The sequence below is a fragment of the Parahaliea mediterranea genome, from assembly GCF_003402235.1.
Lineage (GTDB): Bacteria > Pseudomonadota > Gammaproteobacteria > Pseudomonadales > Halieaceae > Parahaliea > Parahaliea mediterranea.
In genome coordinates, this window is the sequence record NZ_QEWO01000004.1 from 402,513 (window position 1) to 418,557 (window position 16,045).

A 16,045-nucleotide genomic window follows, 5' to 3' on the forward strand; every position below is an offset into this window, starting at 1 on the left:
GCGGCCACAACATAAATCGCCGCGCAGGGAGTGATCGATGACCAGCTGCCCCTTTACCAACCTGCTCGACCCGTCCAGCTACGTCGGCGGCATGCCCTACGACGAGCTGGCAAAAATCCGCGCCGCCGGCCCGGTGGTGCGCATCGAGGACCCGCTCACCGGCATCCCCTACTGGGTGGTCACACGCCAGCAGGAGCTGGACTACGTCAGCAAAAACCCGCAGCTGTTTTCCTCGGCCCTGCGCTCGCCCTTTCCCACCGAATACGAAGACTGGATGGTGACGGAAATCCACCAGCGCACCATCATCGGCATGGACCCGCCAGAGCACCAGATTGTGCGGCGTATCGTGCGCTCAGCCTTTACCCCCAAGAACGTGGAGGGCTTTGAGCCGGAGTTGCGGGCCCACGCCAGGCGCATTGTGGATGCGGTGGCAGGCCGGGGAGCCTGTGAATTTGTCGAGGACGTGGCGGCGGAGTTGCCCCTGATCGCCATTCTGGAGCTGCTCGGCGTGCCCATTGAAGATCGCAAGCAGTTCTTCGACTGGACCAACACCATGATCTTCGCCGACGACCCGGACATGTCGATCTCCGAAGAGGCCGGGCAGATCGCCTCGGCGGAGGTGATCGGCTATGCCATGAAGCTGGCCGAAGAGCACCGCAAAAACCCCAAACCCGGCCTGCTGCAGGCCCTGCTGGAAGGGGAGGTGAAGGGCCGCAGCATCACCGAGGAAGAGTTCGGCTGGATGTTCATCCTCATCCTGGTGGGCGGCAACGAGTCCACCCGCACGGTGATCGCCCACGGCATGCGCCTGCTGATGGAGCACCCGGACCAATTGCAGTACCTGGTGGATCACCCCGAACGCATCCCCGATGCCTGCGAGGAAATCCTGCGCTATAACACCGCGTTTATCGCCATGCGCCGCACCGCCACCGAGGATGTGGAACTCGGCGGCCAGCACATCTCGGCTGGCGACAAGGTGCTGCTGCACTACCACACCATCAACCACGACGAGCAGGTGTTTGGCGACGACGCCATGCGCTTTGACGTGCGCCGCGCCCAGCGCCAGCCAGACCTCGCCAACCAGTTGCGCTCCTTTGGCATTGGCCAGCACTTCTGCATTGGCTCCCACCTGGCGCGGCTGGAGTTGCGCATCATGATGGAGGAGATCGTCCCCCGTCTGCGCAACCCGCAGTTTGCCGAAGCGCCAAAATTCGTGCGCTCGTTCTTCGTCAATGCCATCAAGGAAATGCGCATCACCTTCGACCCCGAGCGCGCCGGCGCCGGCAACGAGGCGGCCTGATGAGCGGCGCGGTGCAGGACTACGACTACATCATTGTCGGCGGTGGCTCCGCCGGCTGCGCCCTGGCCAACCGCCTGTCCCGGGAGGCCAGCCGCAAGGTGCTGCTGCTGGAGGCCGGCGGTGAAGACCGCCACCCGATGATCCACATCCCCCTGGGTTTTGCCTTCCTGATGAACCACAAAACCCTGAACTGGTGCTACCACACCGAACCCGAGGCGGAACTGGCCGGGCGGCGCATCAAGTGGCCCCGGGGCAAGGTGCTCGGCGGCACCAGCGCCATCAACGGCATGGTGTACATTCGCGGCCAGCGCGAAGACTACGACCACTGGGCCAACCTTGGCCTGCCCGGCTGGGATTACGCCAGCGTGCTGCCCTACTTCAAGCGCAGCGAACACAAGGCCGAGGGCGCCAACGCCTTCCACGGCCAGGGCGGCCCGTTGTGGGTGGAGGAGTTCTCCATTGGCGAGCGCCTGGCGCTGGCGGATATTTTCATCCAGGCGGCCATGGAAACCGGCCTGCCCTACAACCCGGACTTTAACGGCCCCAACCAGGAGGGCGCCGGCTACTACCAGAAGAACATCCGTCGCGGCCGGCGCCAGAGCGCCAAGCGCTGCTTTTTGAACCCGGTGCGCTCTCGCCCCAACCTCACCGTGATCACCAACGCCCTCGCCAGCCGGGTGGTGGTGGAAGACGGGCGCGCCACGGCGGTGGAATACCGCCTGACCAGGGGCGCCCCCGGCGAGCGCCTGCGGGCCCGCGCCCGGCGCGAGATCATCCTCTGCGGGGGCACCGTAAACAGCCCGCAACTGCTGGAGCTGTCCGGCATCGGCAATGGCGAGCGCCTGGCCGCGCTGGGCCTGCCGGTGGTGCACGATGCGCCGGCGGTGGGCGAGAACCTGCAGGATCACCTCACCGTGAACGTGATCCAGGGCCTGCACGGCGTGCCCACCTTCTTTGAAGAAACCCGCCCCCTGGCCATGCTGAAGAACCTCGGCCACTACGCCATCAACGGCGGCGGCCTGCTGGCCCACCCGGCGGCCCAGGTGGGGGTGTTTTTCCGCAGCACCGAAGCCGTCGATCGCCCCGACGCCCAGGTGCATTTTGCCCCTGCCGCCAGCGAAACCGACGCTGCGGGCACGATGAAAACCTGCCCCGGCACCACCGCCACCGTCTGCCACCTGCGCCCGGCCAGCCGCGGCAGTGTGCACATTCAGTGCTCCGACCCGCTCATCGCCCCGGCGATTCGCGCCAACTACCTGTCCGAAGCCGGCGACCGCCAGGCCCTGTTGGCCGGCGTCCGGCGGGTGCGCGACTGCTTTGCCGCCCCGGCCCTGGACGCCTATCGCGGCACCGAATTTTTGCCCGGCGCCGCCATCCAGAGCGATGAACAGTTGCTGGATTACATCCGCCGCGAATCGGAGTCGGTGTACCACCCGGTGGGCACCTGCCGCATGGGCAGCGACGCCGACAGCGTGGTGGACGAACGCCTGCGGGTGCGCGGCATTGCCGGCCTGCGGGTGGCCGATGCCTCGGTGATGCCCACCCTGGTGTCTGGCAACACCAACGCCCCCACCATCATGATTGCCGAAAAGTGCGCCGACCTGCTGCTGGAGGACGCCGGCGTGCCGATTTCCCGCCCGGCCCCGGAAACCCTGGAGAACGTGTCATGAATGCCGCCGCCGACCACCCCGCCATCAACGAATCGCTGCAGGCCCTGCTGCACAACCAGCGCAGCGCCTTTCGCGCCGAGGGCTACGTGGAATACGCCACCCGCGTGGATCGCATCGACCGCTGCATCGCCCTGCTGGTGGATCACAAAGACGCCCTGTGCGAGGCGGTGAACGCCGACTTCGGCTGCCGCTCGCCCTACGTCACCCAGATGATGGACATCATGAACTCCATCGGCAGCCTCAAGTTCGTCAAGGGCAAACTGAAGCAGTGGATGAAACCCGAGCGCCGCACCCCGATGATGCCGATGAACTTTCTCGGCGGCAAAGCCCGGGTGGAATACCAGCCCAAGGGCGTGGTGGGCATCATGACCCCCTGGAACGTGCCGATTAACATGGTGTTCAGCCCCCTGGCGGATGTGCTGGGCGCCGGCAACCGGGCCATGATCAAGCCCTCCGAGTTCACCCCCCACACCGCGGACCTTTTGCAAACACTGTTTGCCCGCTACTTCGAGCCTTCAGAAATCACCCTGGTGACCGGCGGCCCGGAAGTGGGCGCCGCCTTCAGCGCCCTGCCCTTCGACCACCTGATTTTTACCGGCGCCACCGGCGTGGGCCGCAAAGTCATGCAGGCGGCGGCCAACAACCTCACCCCGGTCACCCTGGAACTGGGGGGCAAGTCGCCGGTGGTGATCTCCCACAGCGGGGACATCAGCCACATCGCCGAAACCCTCATTGTGGGCAAGGCGATGAACGGCGGCCAGCTGTGCATCAGCCCGGACTACTGCTTTGTGCCCCAGAGCCAGTTGGAGGCCTTTGTGCGCCACTGCCAGCGGGTGATCGCCCAGCACTACCCGCACATCCAGAACAACCCGGACTTTGTCGCCTGCGTCAACCAGCGCCACTACCAGCGTATTGCCGGCTACCTGGACGAAGCGGCCGAGGCCGGGGTGCGCATAGAGCCCCTGTGCCCGGCCGGGGAAGAGCGCTCGGGTGCCGAGCAGCACAAAATCGCCCTGCACCTCATCATCGACCCGCCGGACGACTTGGCCTGCATGCGCGAGGAAATCTTCGGCCCCCTACTGTGCGTGAAAACCTACCGCGACATCGACCAGGTGATCGACCACATCAACGGCGGCGAAAAGCCCCTGGCCCTGTACTACTTCGGCAAGGACAAAAAAGAACAGGCCGAGGTGTTCCGCCGCACCAGCTCCGGCGGCGCGTCCATCAACGCGGTGGCATTACACGTGGGTTGCGACGACCTGCCCTTTGGCGGCATCGGCAGGTCCGGCATGGGTAACTACCGCGGCCGCGACGGCTTTCGCACCTTCAGCCATGCGCGGGCGGTGTATGAAGAAGGCTGGGTGAACATGGCCAAGCTGGCCGGCACCCTGCCGCCCTACGGCGACAAAATTGCCAAGTTGCTGAGCTCGCAAATCAAGAAGTAAGCCCGGCCGGTGGCAAGCGCGGGCTTCAGTGCAGGCCCGCCACCCGCGACTCGCCGCTGCACTGGCTGAGGAACAGGGTGGGGCTGCGCGGGTCGAGGGCGAAGGGCGCCGCCCGGGTCAGGGCAGACAGGCCCAGCAGGTTGCGGCTGCCGCTGCCCAGCACTGCCACCTCCAGCGGCCCCAGGTCGCAGTGCAGGCCCAGGCGAAAGTGGGCCACCGCGTACACCGGCACCGCCTTCACCCGGTTGTTGGCCAGGCGCAACGCCACCCGGCGCACCTCGCGCAATTCGCCCGTATCTTCCAGCGATTCGAACAGCTCGCGGCTGATGGTCACCATGCCGGCGCCGGTATCCACCAGAAAGTCCGCCCGCTGCCCGCCCACTTCGGCGTTGATGGTCAGCGTGCCGGCGCCGGAGCGCGCCAGGGGCAGCTCCACCGGAAAGTCCAGCGCCCGCGCCGGCAGCGACAGGGCCAGCAGCGAAAAGGCCAGCAGCGACAGGCCGCCGGCGGACAGCCAGCGGCGGAGCCTGGCGGAAGGGCAAAGCCCGGCGCAAGAGGAACTGGCACGAGGGGAACCGGTCAATACAGTTGGCTGCATGGCTGTGTCCTGCCGCCTGCTGGCGGTGCGATGTCGCAGAGCGACCCTACGCCAGACATTGCAAGGGTCGTACCACCCTCATTTCGCCCCAAAAACGCCCGAAACCGGGCATTTTGCCGGGAATTCGGGGGATTTGCGCACCAATGTAGTGCGAGGCCGTGCAATTTTTGTGCAGCCTGATTAGTATCGCCGCAACATGAAGCACCACCTTTAAACACAACCCGCTCAACCCGCAAGGAGTATTGCTATGCGCAAGCTGTTGCTGACCATCACCGCCGCCAGCCTGGCCACCCTCGGCCTTGGCAGCGCGGCACAGGCCAACGAAGTGAACGCCCAGGCGGCGGAAAAGCCCCAGACCGTCCGCGTTCACAGCGTGGACATGAAGGGCAAGCCGCCCTACAAGCGCAGCACCGATGTGCTCAGCGTGAGCGACGCCGCCGCCCTGGAAGTGGCCGACGAGCCCGCCGGCAAAGCCCTCAAAGGCCGCCCGCCCTTCGCCCGCCAGCGCTGATCCGACCTGCGCCCCGCCGCCAGCGCGGGGCGCGCCCTGCCTGTTACAAGGCCGCTACAGCCGCCCCACTACCCGCCACATTCATCACGCCCCCGCACTCTCTGCACAGCCCTCGCAGCATCGGTGCCAGCAACTATCCGCCGCACGAATACCCGACATAAGCCAATCTCTTGTGTTCGCTGTCAACATACCGGTTCACGGCGGCAATCCAGCCCGCTACAATAGCCGCCCCTCCGGCCACTGCGGGTCGCCTATTCTCCCGCCCCGGCCGACCCCATCCGTCTCAGCCACACAGGACAGCGACATGATCTATCAGAGCGACGCGCTCACGGTGACCCGCCTCGATGGCGACATCGCCGAGCTGCACTTCGATCTTCAGGGCGAATCGGTCAACAAATTCGACCAGAACACGGTCAATCACCTGACCCAGGCCCTCGACGCCCTGGAGGCGGAATCCGGCCTCAAGGGTTTGCTGGTCACCAGCGGCAAGCCGGTGTTCATCGTCGGCGCCGACATTACCGAATTCACCAGCCTGTTTGGCGCGGGCGCCGATGAAATCAAGGGTTTCACCGGCCTCAACAACGCCAACTTCAACCGCCTGCAAAACCTGCCCTACCCCTCGGTGGTGGCCATCAACGGCTTTGCCCTGGGCGGCGGTTTCGAGATCTGCCTGGCCTGCGACTTCCGCGTGATGAGCACCGTGGCCAAGGTGGGCCTGCCGGAAACCAAACTCGGCATTCTGCCCGGCTGGGGCGGCACCGTACGCCTGCCGCGCATTATTGGTGTTGACGAGGCCGTGACCTGGATTGCCACCGCCAGCGAGCAGCGCCCCGATGCGGCCCTGAAGGCCGGCGCGGTGGACGCCGTGGCCGCGCCCGAGCAGCTGCGCGAGGTGGCCCTGGCCACCCTGAACAACGCCATTGGCGGCCAGCTGGACTACGCCGCCCGCCGCGCGCAGAAGAGCAGCCCCCTGCCCCTGAACGACACCGAGGCCACGATGGCCTTCTTCACCATCAAGCAGATGGTGGCCCAGCAGGCCGGGCGCAACTACCCGGCCCCGGTAAAAGTAGTGGACTGCATCGAGCAGGCCCGCGGCATGGGCCTGGAAGACGCCCTGGACGTGGAAGCCGCCGGCTTTGCCGAACTGGCCGTCACCCCGGTGGCCGCGGCCCTGGTGGGCGTGTTCCTGAACGACCAGCTACTGGGCAAAAAGGCCAAGGGCTGGGAGAAAAAAGCCGACAAGAAGGTGGCCCAGGCCGCCGTGCTCGGCGCCGGCATCATGGGGGGCGGCATCGCCTACCAGAGCGCCTACAAGGGCGTGCCGATCAAAATGAAGGACATCAACCAGGCCGGTCTGGACCTGGGCCTGAAAGAGGCCAACAAACTGCTGGCCAAGCGCGTCGAGCGCGGCCGCATGAGCCCGGCGCAAATGGGCGAAGTGCTCAACAGCATCGACCCGACCTTGACCTACGGCGGCTTTGACGACGTGGACATCGTGGTCGAGGCGGTGGTGGAAAACCCCAAAGTGAAGCACGCCGTGCTGGCGGAGACCGAAAAGCAGATCAGCCCGGACACCGTGCTGGCCTCCAACACCTCCACCATCTCCATCGACTTCCTGGCCCAGGCCCTGGAGCGCCCGGAGAACTTCTGCGGCATGCACTTCTTTAACCCGGTACACGCCATGCCGCTGGTGGAGGTGATCCGCGGCGAGAAAACCTCCGACACCGCCGTGGCCCGCACCGTGGCCTACGCCAACAAAATGGGCAAAAAAGCCGTGGTGGTGAAGGACTGCCCCGGGTTTTTGGTGAACCGCGTGCTGTTCCCCTACTTCGACGGCTTTTCCAAGCTGGTGCGCGACGGCGCCGACTTCCAGGCCGTGGACAAGGTCATGGAGCGCTGGGGCTGGCCCATGGGCCCGGCCTACCTGATGGATGTGGTGGGCATCGACACCGGTGTGCATGCGGCCGGGGTGATGGCCGAGGGCTTCCCCGACCGCATGAAGCTGGACTTCAAAACCGCCACCGAGGTGATGTTCGAGAACGAGCGCTACGGCCAGAAGAACAGCATCGGCTTTTACGAGTACGTGGAAGACAAGCGCGGCAAGCCGAAGAAAACCGTCACCGAAAGCACCTACGCGCTGATCAAGGACATTGTTGCCGAGCGCACCGAGTTCTCGGATGAGGACATCATCGCCCGCATGATGCTGCCGATGGCCACCGAGCTGGCCCGCTGCCTGGAAGAAGGCATTGTGGAAACCCCCGCCGAGGCCGACCTGGCCCTGCTGTACGGCCTGGGCTTCCCTCCCTTCCGCGGCGGTGTGTTCCGCTGGATGGACACCGTGGGCATGCAGTACATCGCAGAGGCCAGCGAAAAGTTTGCCCACCTCGGCAAGAGCTACGAGCTGACCGAAGGCATGAAAGCCAAACTCGCCGACGGCACTACTTACTACTAAGGGCAAAGGAGAATTATCGTGAGTCTGAATCCGAGAGACGCAGTTATCGTCGACTACGCCCGCAGCGCCATGGGCCGTTCCAAGAACGGCTGCTTCCGCAATGTGCGCGCCGACGACCTTTCCGTCGCTGTTATCAAAGGCCTGCTGGCCCGTAACGACAAGCTGGACCCGGCCGAAATCGACGACCTGATCTGGGGCTGTGTGCTGCAGCGCGGCGAGCAGGGCATGAACCTGGCCCGCCTGCTGGTGCTGCGCGCCGACCTGCCCTTCACCATTCCCGCCCAGACCGTGAACCGCCTGTGCGGCTCGTCCATGAGCGCCCTGCACACCGCCGCCGCCAACATCCAGGCCGGCCTTGGCGATGTGTACCTGGTGGGTGGCGTGGAGCACATGGGCCACATCCCGATGATGGGCGACGTGGACATCAACCCGCGCATGGGCCTGAACGTGGCCAAGGCCGCGGGCATGATGGGCATGACCGCCGAGTACCTGGCCCTGCTGCACGGCATTGGCCGCGAAGCCCAGGACAAACTGGGCCTGCGCTCCCACATGCTGGCCCACAAGGCCACCGTGGAAGGCAAATTCGCCAAGGAAATCATCGGTGTGGAAGGCCACGACGCCGCCGGCGCCCTGACCCTGGTAACCGAGGACGAAACCATTCGCCCCGACACCACCCTGGAAGGCCTGGCGCAACTGACCCCGTCCTTCAACCCCAAGGGTGGCACCGTGACCGCGGGCACCTCCTCGCAGATCTCCGACGGCGCCTCCGCCATGCTGATGATGTCCGCCGAGAAGGCCCAGGCCCTGGGCCTGACCCCGATCGCCAAAGTGAAAGGCATGGCCCTGGCCGGGGTGGACCCGTCCATCATGGGCTACGGCCCCGTGCCCTCCACCCAGAAAGCGCTGAAAAAACTCGGCCTGTCCATCGGCGACATCGAAATGGTGGAACTGAACGAAGCCTTCGCCGCCCAGGCCCTGCCGGTGCTGAAAGACCTGGACCTGCTGGACGACATGGAAGAGAAGGTCAACGTACACGGCGGCGCCATTGCCCTGGGCCACCCCTTCGGCTGCTCCGGCACCCGCATCACCGGCTCCCTGCTGACCGTCATGCAGGACCGCGACCTTACCCTCGGCGTGTCCACCATGTGCATCGGCCTCGGCCAGGGCATCACCACCGTGATCGAGCGCGTGTAAGGCGCCTCACCCCCCACAACGCCGCCTTCGGGCGGCGTTTTTGTTTTGGCGGTGTGCAAAAAAGCAGCGGCGGGTTCTTCAGTTCAGCCCCGGGGCCAATCCTTCGAATGAAGGCCGTATTCTGGCCGGAAAACCAAAGCAGCAACAAACAGGGCTATCAAATTTGGTGAAAACACACAGTTATCTTTCAATCGATTTACCGCCACCAAAACCCCAAATTCTCTCTGGCTTCAACTTCACAACTAATCTTGGAATGCTGCTTCTGCGTTCTATTTCAATCTCCGAGCCCTCTCCTTTTAAGTATTTCCTACTGATTTCCCTTGTGATATCACCATTTTGATCAGGATAGATTTGAGCAATACCTGTAGATTTTAGCTGTCGGTTAGGTCGATGAACACCGGATTGAATATCTTCGACTTCAATACATATTGAAGCCTTCGAATTTCGGCGAAGGTGGTCGATATATGGCTTTCCGAAAACACTGCTCATGTAGAAACTATCTTTCTTCCAAAGAAACCAAAGCGGTGTAATTCTAGGAAAGCCGCTTCGATCTATAGTTGCCAAATAAGCTGGTATCTCGGCCAATTTCAACAACTCGATTTCCGTATCAGCGAGACTTCGGCTCAGTACTTTTTTCGCTCAAACATTCGATCACCTTCTCTTAGCCTTTTAATTCAACCACCTAAACGCCTCTCCAAACCAACAAAAGCAAGGCATGGTGAGCCGCATAGAGCTTGAACCAGACCTCTATACAACTAACGAGACCTCGCAATCTCCTGATGCTTTAGCACTACCTCATCTATAACCTGACCAAGAATTGACGAAGCCAACTCCGGATCTAGTCCATACTGATTAGATAGTTCTTTTATGCGAGAGTGCTGAATCGCTTCGCGCTCAGGATCTTTTACGGGAAGGTTGTTATTGGCCTTAAAATATCCCACCCGGTTGGTTACTTTGAAACGCTCAGCCAGCATCGCAACAATTGCATTATCAATGTTATCGATACTCTTTCGCATATCATCGAGACTTTCCACACTCCAGCTCCTTTTTGCTTTTCCAGAATAAACCAATAGTAATTGACTTCGCTTCATGGCATCCACTGGCAACTGGCGGCCTCCGGCAACCAGGAAGCCATCGAATTGCTGAGTCATTCGGAGTAGTTGGATGAGAGTCTTTGTAGCCGAGAAGTCATCCATTGGCCATGCCATTGCGACCGTGTTGTCCGGGCCTCAGTAGCGCCACAAGACAAACATCGTTTCCGGCGTCGGACTGCCTCTACCTGCCCGAGGGTCACCACGGCCAGGCCAGTGAAAAGCCGTGTTTGTTGAGCATCTTGGAATGCGCATTACAAGACGCACGGCTGCTTTGGTGATGAATATAGGGTGTTTTAGAGGCACCGTTTGACACCTACCTCAACCCAAGCCGAAGCACTCGCGGCCTTTTTCCTTACATTGTAGATATTCAAAATCCTGTTATTGCCGAAATTGCGACAAGGATTGTTGTTCCACTGGGAAGGCAACAACCCTCCTACAGCACCGGCACAAAGCGCGCCTGCAGTTGCCCCGGCGCTACCGCTTGCAGGGCGAGATCAGGACTTGCGCCTGGCGCCTCGCGGTACAGGCGCACGCGCCGGGGCTGCGGCCCCAGGCCGCACAGCGCCAGGCTGAGTCCGGCGGTTTGCCCGCTCCAGGCCCAGCGCGGCGTGTTGTCCGGCCTATCCAGGGCCACTTGCCCGCCCGGGTGGTAGCGCAGGCGGTTGAGGTCGCCAAACAGGCTGCCGCCACCGAGTTTTATCGCGGCCTCTTTGAGGGTCCAGATACGATAGCCCAGGGCCGTCCGCTCGGCAGCCGGCGCGGCCTGCAGTGCCGCCTGGTCTTCGGGGGCAAAGCACTGGTTGGCAATGGCCAGCCAGTCCCGCGGGCGGCGGCGCGCTGTATTCAAGCCTTCTGAATCCAAGCACTCGATATCCAAATACTCGATGCCCAGGCCTTCTAAATCCAGGCCCTCTATATCCAGGCCCAGCCGCTCTCGGCCCAGGGCCACCGCCAGCCAGCCGCCGCTGTGGCTGAGGCTGGGAAACCAGCCGCTTGCCGCCAGCACCTGCTGCTCCAGCGCCGGGTAGGGCGTGGTGGGTGAGATATCCACTGCGATGTCATAACGCTGTAACAGGCCCCGCTGCAACAGGCGCCGCGCCGCCGCAGACTGGGCACGGCGACGCTGCCGACCCGGTGGCGGCAGCGCGCAGCGGCCCAGCCAGAGCAGAACCTCATCGGCCGCCGGGGGCGGTTTGTCGCGCTCAGTGCACACTTAATGACGTTGGGCTTTTTCGGTACAATGCGCAAAGTTTACGCGGCGTTCACGCCTTTTCATAACAAGTGCGGCCAAGCTGCCAGGGCCGAGCGCAGGCACGTTGCAGCAGCACCGGAACCAAAACCAGAACCCAAGCCAGAACCAAAGCCGAAACCGGCGACCACCCGGACTCCCTATCGCCGTGACAGCACAACAAGTCGACAATGGCCTCATCCTGCGGGTACAGCGCTGGAGCCTGTGGCAGCTGGCGGGCAGCGGAACGGACGCCACCTGGCTGTGCGCCGATGCCGAGGGCATTCGCAGCCGCACGCTGGACGCCCCGACCCTGAGCGACTTGCCGGCCATGAAGCGCCGCCGCCTCTCGCCGCTGGCCCGGGTGACCTTCCAGACCCTCGGCTTTTGCGCCGACACCGGCGCCCAGGAGCCGGTGGTGTTCAGCTCCACCTTCGGCGAAATCCAGCGCACTCAGGGCATGCTGGAGGCCATTGCCGCCAGCGACCCGGTGTCTCCCACCGCTTTCAGCCATTCGGTGCACAATGCCATCGGCGGCCTGTGGTCGCAGATGCACGGCATTACCGCCCCCATGCTGGCCCTGGCCCCCTGCGATGACAGCCCGGTGCCGGCCCTGCTGGAGGGCGCGGGCCTGCTGCAGGAGGGGCACTACAGCGCCGTGAATGTGGTGTACGCGGAGGAAAACTGCCCCGGTTTTTACCAGCCCTGGTACCAGGGCCCGCCGGCCCCCTGCGCGCTGGCGCTGCGGCTGGTGGCCGGGGCAAACGCCACGGTGGCGCTGCGCCTGAACGCTGATTCGGCGGCACGCCCGCCTGCGCCCCCCAGCAGGCAACCTGCCCCCGTTCCAGGAGCCATTGGCTCTGGCATCGGCGCGCTGACCGCCCTGCTGCAGGGCGAGCGGAGCCGGGCCGACATCACTGAGACCGGTGCCGGCTGGCGCCTGGAGCGTTGCTGAGATGGGCGCCCGGCAGGACGGCTTTTACTGGCGTGTGGCGGCCACCGGCACCAGCTTTGCCCTGTTTGGCCTGGGCGGGCTCGTGCTGGGCTATGTCATCTTTCCCGTGGTGTCCCTGCTGGCGCCCGACCGCGACACGGCGGTGCGCCGCTGCCGGGGCCTCATTCACCACAGTTTCCGGCTCTTTATTGGCTTTATGAAAGGAGCGGGGGTACTCACCTGGGACGTGCAGGGCGCGGCCGAGCTGCGCACCCCCGGGCAACTGGTGGTTGCCAACCACCCCACCCTCATCGACATTGTGTTTCTGATTTCGATGATTCCCGACGCCACCTGCATCGTGAAGTCGGACCTGTACCGCAACCCCTTCACCCGCGGCCCGGTACGCCTGGCCGGCTACGTGGCCAACGACTCCCCCGAACAGCTGCTGCGCGATGGCGCCGCCGCCATCGACAGTGGCACCACCCTGGTTGTCTTCCCCGAGGGCAGCCGCTCGGTGGGCAGTGACCTGCTCACATTTCGCCGCGGCGCGGCCTACCTGTGGCTGGCAGCGCGCTGCCCGCTGCGGCTGGTGACCATTACGGCCAGCCCGCCCACCCTGGCCAAGGGCGAAAAGTGGTACCAGATCCCCCACCGCCGGCCGCACTTTCACCTGGCCGTGCGCCAGTGGCAGGCGGCGGAGCAGGCCCAGCCGCCGGCGGGCAGCTCAGCCCGCGACGTCACCCGCGAGTGGCAACAGTATTTTCACCATGAGATATCTGCATGAACGCACTGGAACAGAATATTAAAGAACTGATCATCGAATGCCTGGAGCTGGAGGACATCAGCCCGGCCGACATCGACACCGACGAACCGCTGTTCAACGACGGCCTGGGGCTGGACTCCATCGACGCCCTGGAACTGGGCATGGCCCTGCAACAGCGCTTTGGCGTACAGCTGGATGCCGAGGACAAGTCCACCCGCAGCCACTTCCAGTCGGTGGCCACGCTGGCGCGCTTTGTGGCGACCCAAGGCAAGGGCGAAGGTGAAGGCAAGAACGAGGCCGCCTCATGAACTCCCGGCAAGAGATCAGCGAACTGCTCGCCAGCCTGCTCACCGACATGTTCGAGGTGCCGCCGCACAGCATCACCCCCGAGGCCCGCCTGTACGAAGACCTGGACGTGGACAGCATCGACGCGGTGGACTTGATCGTCGAACTGCGCGGTATTACCGGCAAGCAGATCGACCCGGACGAGTTCAAGACCGTGCGCACCGTGGACGATGTCGTCAACGCGGTGGCTCGCGTTGTAGGGATCGAATGACCCAGGCGCTGTCGCTGTTGAGCGCGGGCCTGATGGCGCTGGTGCCCCTGCTGCTGGTGTTTGGCCTCCACTGGCTTGAGGCCCGGGAGATCGCCGCCGCGTTCGCCCTGCTGGCGCTGCTGCGCTGGCGGCTCACTCCCGCCGGCAGCCCCGCCGCCCAGCTGGTGCCGGCGGCCCTGCTGGCACTGGCGCTGGTGGTGCTGGCATCGGATAACCCGGCCTGGTTCCGCTACTACCCGGTGGCCATCAACGGCGCCCTGCTGCTGCTGTTTGGCGCTTCCCTGCAGCGCGGCCCCAGCCTGATCGAGCGCATCGCGCGCCTGCGCGAGCCCGACCTGCCGCCAGAGGCGGTGCGCTACACCCGCCGGGTCACCCAAATCTGGTGCCTGTTTTTCCTGCTCAACGGCGCCGCTGCCCTGTACACGGCGCTGGCCTGCAGCCTGCAAACCTGGGCACTTTACAACGGCGGCATTGCCTACCTGCTGATGGGGCTGCTGTTCGCGGGGGAATTCTGCCTGCGCCAGCAGCTGCGCCGCCAACACCCAAGCTGACCCGCACATGCCTGACCTGACAACACTCACCGCCACCAGCTTTGCGCCGGAGCATCCGGTCATCTACGACGCCAGCGGCGACATCCACTGGCAACAGTTGCTGGCCGATGTCGCCGCCACCCGGGCCAGCATCGCCGCCCGGGGCGCGCTCCGCTGGGCCCTGTTCGAGCCGGATGGCTACCGCTTCACCGTGGCCCTGCTGGCCCTGCTGGCCGAGGGCTGCACGGTTTACCTGCCCGGGGACAACCGCGCTGCCTCGGTGGCCGCTTTGCGCGACGAAGGGGCACAGTTCTGCGGCGACTTCCCCGCAGATGCGGCTGCTGCCGGCAGCGTGACCAGCCCCATCACCGGGGCTGTTGCGAACCCATCCAGCCCCGGGCTGGCCCTGGGCGGCGAGCTGGTGATTTTCACCTCCGGCAGCACCGGCGCCCCCAAGGCCATCGTCAAGCAGCTGGCGCAAATCGACGCCGAACTGGCGGGCCTGGAACAGCAGTGGGGCGGGCAGCTTGCGGACTGCGTGATCGCCGGCACCGTGAGCCACCAGCACTTCTATGGCCTGCTGTTCAGCGTGCTGTGGCCGCTGACCCGCGGCCGGCGTTTTTGCCGCCAGCGGTTTTCCGACCCCGCGCTGCTGGCACAGCACAGCGTTCAGCTGGGGCAGGCCGGGCAACAGCGCGTGGCCTGGGTGATGAGCCCGGCCCACCTGCACCGGCTGGATGGCGCCGCCCTGCCCTGGCCCGCCTTGCGGGAGCGGGTGGCGGTGGTGTTCTCCTCCGGCGGCCCCCTGCGCCAGGCGGCGGCGCTGGTGGTTCGGGCGGGCCTTGGCGCCAGCCCGGTGGAAGTGCTGGGCAGCTCGGAAACCGGCGGCATGGCCTGGCGAGCCCAGAGCTGCAGCGCCAATGACAGCAGCTGGACGCCACTGCCGGGCGTGCAGTGCCGTGCCAGCGAGGCCGGCACCCTGGCCATCCGCTCTCCCTGGCTGGACGCTGGCTGGTACAACACCGCCGACGCCATCCACATGTGCCCCGACGGCCGCTTCCAGTTGCTGGACCGGGTCGATCGCATCGTCAAGGTGGAGGGCCGGCGGGTCGCCCTGGCCCAGGTGGAGGGCCTGCTGCTGCAAAGCCCGCTGGTTGCCGACGGCGCAAGCCTGATGCTGCAGCGCCAGCGCCAGGAACTGGGCGCCGTGGTGAGCCTGACCCACGCCGGCCAGCAGGTGCTGGAAGAGGAGGGGCTGGCGGGCCTGACGCGCCAGTTGCGCGCGCCCCTGCTGGCGGCTCTGCCGGCCACCGCCGTGCCGCGCCTGTTCCGGCCCTGCCACGCCATTGCACGCAACGCCCAGGGCAAGCTGTCGCAGCAGGCCCTGGCCCGGGCCTTTGAGCCCGGCACCCTGGCCCACCTGGTGGCGCTTGATGAGCCGGCGGATGATGCGCTGCAGCTCAAGCTCTATGTGCCGGCCAACCTGCGCTACTTCGCCGGGCACTTTCCCCAGGCGCCGGTGCTGCCCGGCGTGGTGCAGATCCACTGGGCCTGCCATTACGCCCGACAGTTTATGGGCCTGCAGCCAGCGCCGGGAGACATGAAGGCGGTCAAGTTCCAGGCCCTGGCCCGGCCAGACACCGTGCTCACCCTGACCCTCAAGGCCAGCGGCACCTGGCTGGCCTTTCAGTTTACCTCCCGCCTGGGGTCGCACAGCCAGGGGCGCCTGAGCCTCGGGGGCGAGGCGTGAACTGCTGCGCGGTGATACCG

16 protein-coding genes and 1 pseudogene are annotated in these 16,045 nt (G+C 64.9%); 13 read left to right on the top strand and 4 right to left on the bottom strand.

What is annotated here, in order from left to right:
* Window positions 1-37: 37 nt before the first annotated feature.
* The 3 genes from DDZ17_RS14045 to DDZ17_RS14055 are packed head-to-tail and all read left to right on the top strand — an operon-like array spanning window position 38 to window position 4,415.
* A complete protein-coding gene (locus DDZ17_RS14045) occupies window positions 38-1,300 on the top strand; it encodes a cytochrome P450 (protein WP_116367585.1) in 1,263 nt (420 codons plus the stop codon).
* Window positions 1,300-2,970: a GMC family oxidoreductase gene (locus tag DDZ17_RS14050; protein ID WP_116367586.1), complete on the top strand. Its 1,671-nt coding sequence runs from the start codon at window positions 1,300-1,302 to the stop codon at window positions 2,968-2,970. Before DDZ17_RS14045 ends, DDZ17_RS14050 begins: the two co-directional genes overlap by 1 nt.
* Window positions 2,967-4,415: a coniferyl aldehyde dehydrogenase gene (locus DDZ17_RS14055; RefSeq protein ID WP_116367587.1), complete on the top strand. Its 1,449-nt coding sequence runs from the start codon at window positions 2,967-2,969 to the stop codon at window positions 4,413-4,415. The genes DDZ17_RS14050 and DDZ17_RS14055 overlap by 4 nt, the downstream gene beginning before the upstream one ends.
* Before the next feature lie 25 nt (window positions 4,416-4,440).
* On the opposite strand, the gene DDZ17_RS14060 is transcribed toward DDZ17_RS14055, so the two are convergent.
* Window positions 4,441-5,013, bottom strand: coding sequence for a retropepsin-like aspartic protease (locus tag DDZ17_RS14060; protein ID WP_116367588.1), 573 nt, complete (start codon window positions 5,011-5,013; stop codon window positions 4,441-4,443).
* A 247-nt stretch (window positions 5,014-5,260) separates the two neighbouring features.
* Here DDZ17_RS14060 and DDZ17_RS14065 point away from each other — a divergent pair, with 247 nt between their 5' ends.
* The 3 genes from DDZ17_RS14065 to fadA all read left to right on the top strand — a co-directional run bounded on the left by DDZ17_RS14065 (window position 5,261) and on the right by fadA (window position 9,170).
* Window positions 5,261-5,524 (top strand): hypothetical protein, encoded by a 264-nt coding sequence (locus DDZ17_RS14065; protein ID WP_116367589.1) that lies wholly within the window; start codon window positions 5,261-5,263, stop codon window positions 5,522-5,524.
* A gap of 304 nt (window positions 5,525-5,828) precedes the next feature.
* Complete coding sequence (gene fadB, locus DDZ17_RS14070; RefSeq protein ID WP_116367590.1) at window positions 5,829-7,976, top strand: fatty acid oxidation complex subunit alpha FadB; 2,148 nt, start codon at window positions 5,829-5,831, stop codon at window positions 7,974-7,976.
* Window positions 7,977-7,994: 18 nt separating this feature from the next.
* Complete coding sequence (gene fadA / locus DDZ17_RS14075) at window positions 7,995-9,170, top strand: acetyl-CoA C-acyltransferase FadA (protein WP_116367591.1); 1,176 nt, start codon at window positions 7,995-7,997, stop codon at window positions 9,168-9,170.
* 180 nt (window positions 9,171-9,350) lie between these two features.
* On the opposite strand, the gene DDZ17_RS14080 is transcribed toward fadA, so the two are convergent.
* Both DDZ17_RS14080 and DDZ17_RS22725 read right to left on the bottom strand, forming a co-directional pair.
* Complete coding sequence (locus DDZ17_RS14080) at window positions 9,351-9,761, bottom strand: pyridoxamine 5'-phosphate oxidase family protein (protein WP_157976645.1); 411 nt, start codon at window positions 9,759-9,761, stop codon at window positions 9,351-9,353.
* Between the two features lie 164 nt (window positions 9,762-9,925).
* Window positions 9,926-10,366, bottom strand: a complete 441-nt coding sequence (locus DDZ17_RS22725) for a chorismate mutase (RefSeq protein WP_206613550.1) — start codon at window positions 10,364-10,366, stop codon at window positions 9,926-9,928.
* 215 nt (window positions 10,367-10,581) lie between these two features.
* Between DDZ17_RS22725 and DDZ17_RS22915 the strand changes: the two are divergent.
* A pseudogene (locus DDZ17_RS22915) lies at window positions 10,582-10,680 on the top strand (CcdB family protein); the annotation flags it as partial.
* 17 nt (window positions 10,681-10,697) lie between these two features.
* Here the strand turns inward: DDZ17_RS22915 and DDZ17_RS22830 are convergent.
* Window positions 10,698-11,315, bottom strand: coding sequence for a 4'-phosphopantetheinyl transferase family protein (locus DDZ17_RS22830; protein WP_157976646.1), 618 nt, complete (start codon window positions 11,313-11,315; stop codon window positions 10,698-10,700).
* Window positions 11,316-11,661: 346 nt separating this feature from the next.
* Between DDZ17_RS22830 and DDZ17_RS14100 the strand changes: the two genes are divergently transcribed.
* The 6 genes from DDZ17_RS14100 to DDZ17_RS14125 are packed head-to-tail and all read left to right on the top strand — an operon-like array spanning window position 11,662 to window position 16,025.
* Window positions 11,662-12,447 carry a beta-ketoacyl synthase chain length factor gene (locus DDZ17_RS14100; protein WP_116367594.1) on the top strand — a complete coding sequence of 262 codons (786 nt, stop codon included), beginning with the start codon at window positions 11,662-11,664 and terminating at the stop codon, window positions 12,445-12,447.
* A gap of 1 nt (window position 12,448) precedes the next feature.
* Window positions 12,449-13,210 carry a lysophospholipid acyltransferase family protein gene (locus DDZ17_RS14105; RefSeq protein WP_116367595.1) on the top strand — a complete coding sequence of 254 codons (762 nt, stop codon included), beginning with the start codon at window positions 12,449-12,451 and terminating at the stop codon, window positions 13,208-13,210.
* On the top strand, window positions 13,207-13,497 hold the full coding sequence (locus DDZ17_RS14110) for a phosphopantetheine-binding protein (protein ID WP_116367596.1): 291 nt from the start codon (window positions 13,207-13,209) through the stop codon (window positions 13,495-13,497). The genes DDZ17_RS14105 and DDZ17_RS14110 overlap by 4 nt, the downstream gene beginning before the upstream one ends.
* A complete protein-coding gene (locus DDZ17_RS14115; RefSeq protein ID WP_116367597.1) occupies window positions 13,494-13,745 on the top strand; it encodes an acyl carrier protein in 252 nt (83 codons plus the stop codon). The genes DDZ17_RS14110 and DDZ17_RS14115 overlap by 4 nt, the downstream gene beginning before the upstream one ends.
* Window positions 13,742-14,296, top strand: a complete 555-nt coding sequence (locus tag DDZ17_RS14120) for a COG4648 family protein (RefSeq protein WP_116367598.1) — start codon at window positions 13,742-13,744, stop codon at window positions 14,294-14,296. Before DDZ17_RS14115 ends, DDZ17_RS14120 begins: the two co-directional genes overlap by 4 nt.
* 7 nt (window positions 14,297-14,303) lie before the next feature.
* Window positions 14,304-16,025, top strand: a complete 1,722-nt coding sequence (locus DDZ17_RS14125; protein ID WP_116367599.1) for an ApeI family dehydratase — start codon at window positions 14,304-14,306, stop codon at window positions 16,023-16,025.
* Window positions 16,026-16,045: the final 20 nt, after the last annotated feature.

Excerpts from the sequence above, each read along its gene's own strand:
- DDZ17_RS14045 (WP_116367585.1), top strand. The coding sequence starts at position 38 with ATGACCAGCTGCCCCTTTACCAACCTGCTCGACCCGTCCAGCTACGTC.
- DDZ17_RS14050 (WP_116367586.1), top strand. The coding sequence starts at position 1,300 with ATGAGCGGCGCGGTGCAGGACTACGACTACATCATTGTCGGCGGTGGC.
- DDZ17_RS14055 (WP_116367587.1), top strand. The coding sequence starts at position 2,967 with ATGAATGCCGCCGCCGACCACCCCGCCATCAACGAATCGCTGCAGGCC.
- DDZ17_RS14060 (WP_116367588.1), bottom strand. The coding sequence starts at position 5,013 with ATGCAGCCAACTGTATTGACCGGTTCCCCTCGTGCCAGTTCCTCTTGC.
- DDZ17_RS14065 (WP_116367589.1), top strand. The coding sequence starts at position 5,261 with ATGCGCAAGCTGTTGCTGACCATCACCGCCGCCAGCCTGGCCACCCTC.
- fadB (WP_116367590.1), top strand. The coding sequence starts at position 5,829 with ATGATCTATCAGAGCGACGCGCTCACGGTGACCCGCCTCGATGGCGAC.
- DDZ17_RS22725 (WP_206613550.1), bottom strand. The coding sequence starts at position 10,366 with ATGGATGACTTCTCGGCTACAAAGACTCTCATCCAACTACTCCGAATG.
- DDZ17_RS14105 (WP_116367595.1), top strand. The coding sequence starts at position 12,449 with ATGGGCGCCCGGCAGGACGGCTTTTACTGGCGTGTGGCGGCCACCGGC.
- DDZ17_RS14110 (WP_116367596.1), top strand. The coding sequence starts at position 13,207 with ATGAACGCACTGGAACAGAATATTAAAGAACTGATCATCGAATGCCTG.
- DDZ17_RS14115 (WP_116367597.1), top strand. The coding sequence starts at position 13,494 with ATGAACTCCCGGCAAGAGATCAGCGAACTGCTCGCCAGCCTGCTCACC.
- DDZ17_RS14120 (WP_116367598.1), top strand. The coding sequence starts at position 13,742 with ATGACCCAGGCGCTGTCGCTGTTGAGCGCGGGCCTGATGGCGCTGGTG.
- DDZ17_RS14125 (WP_116367599.1), top strand. The coding sequence starts at position 14,304 with ATGCCTGACCTGACAACACTCACCGCCACCAGCTTTGCGCCGGAGCAT.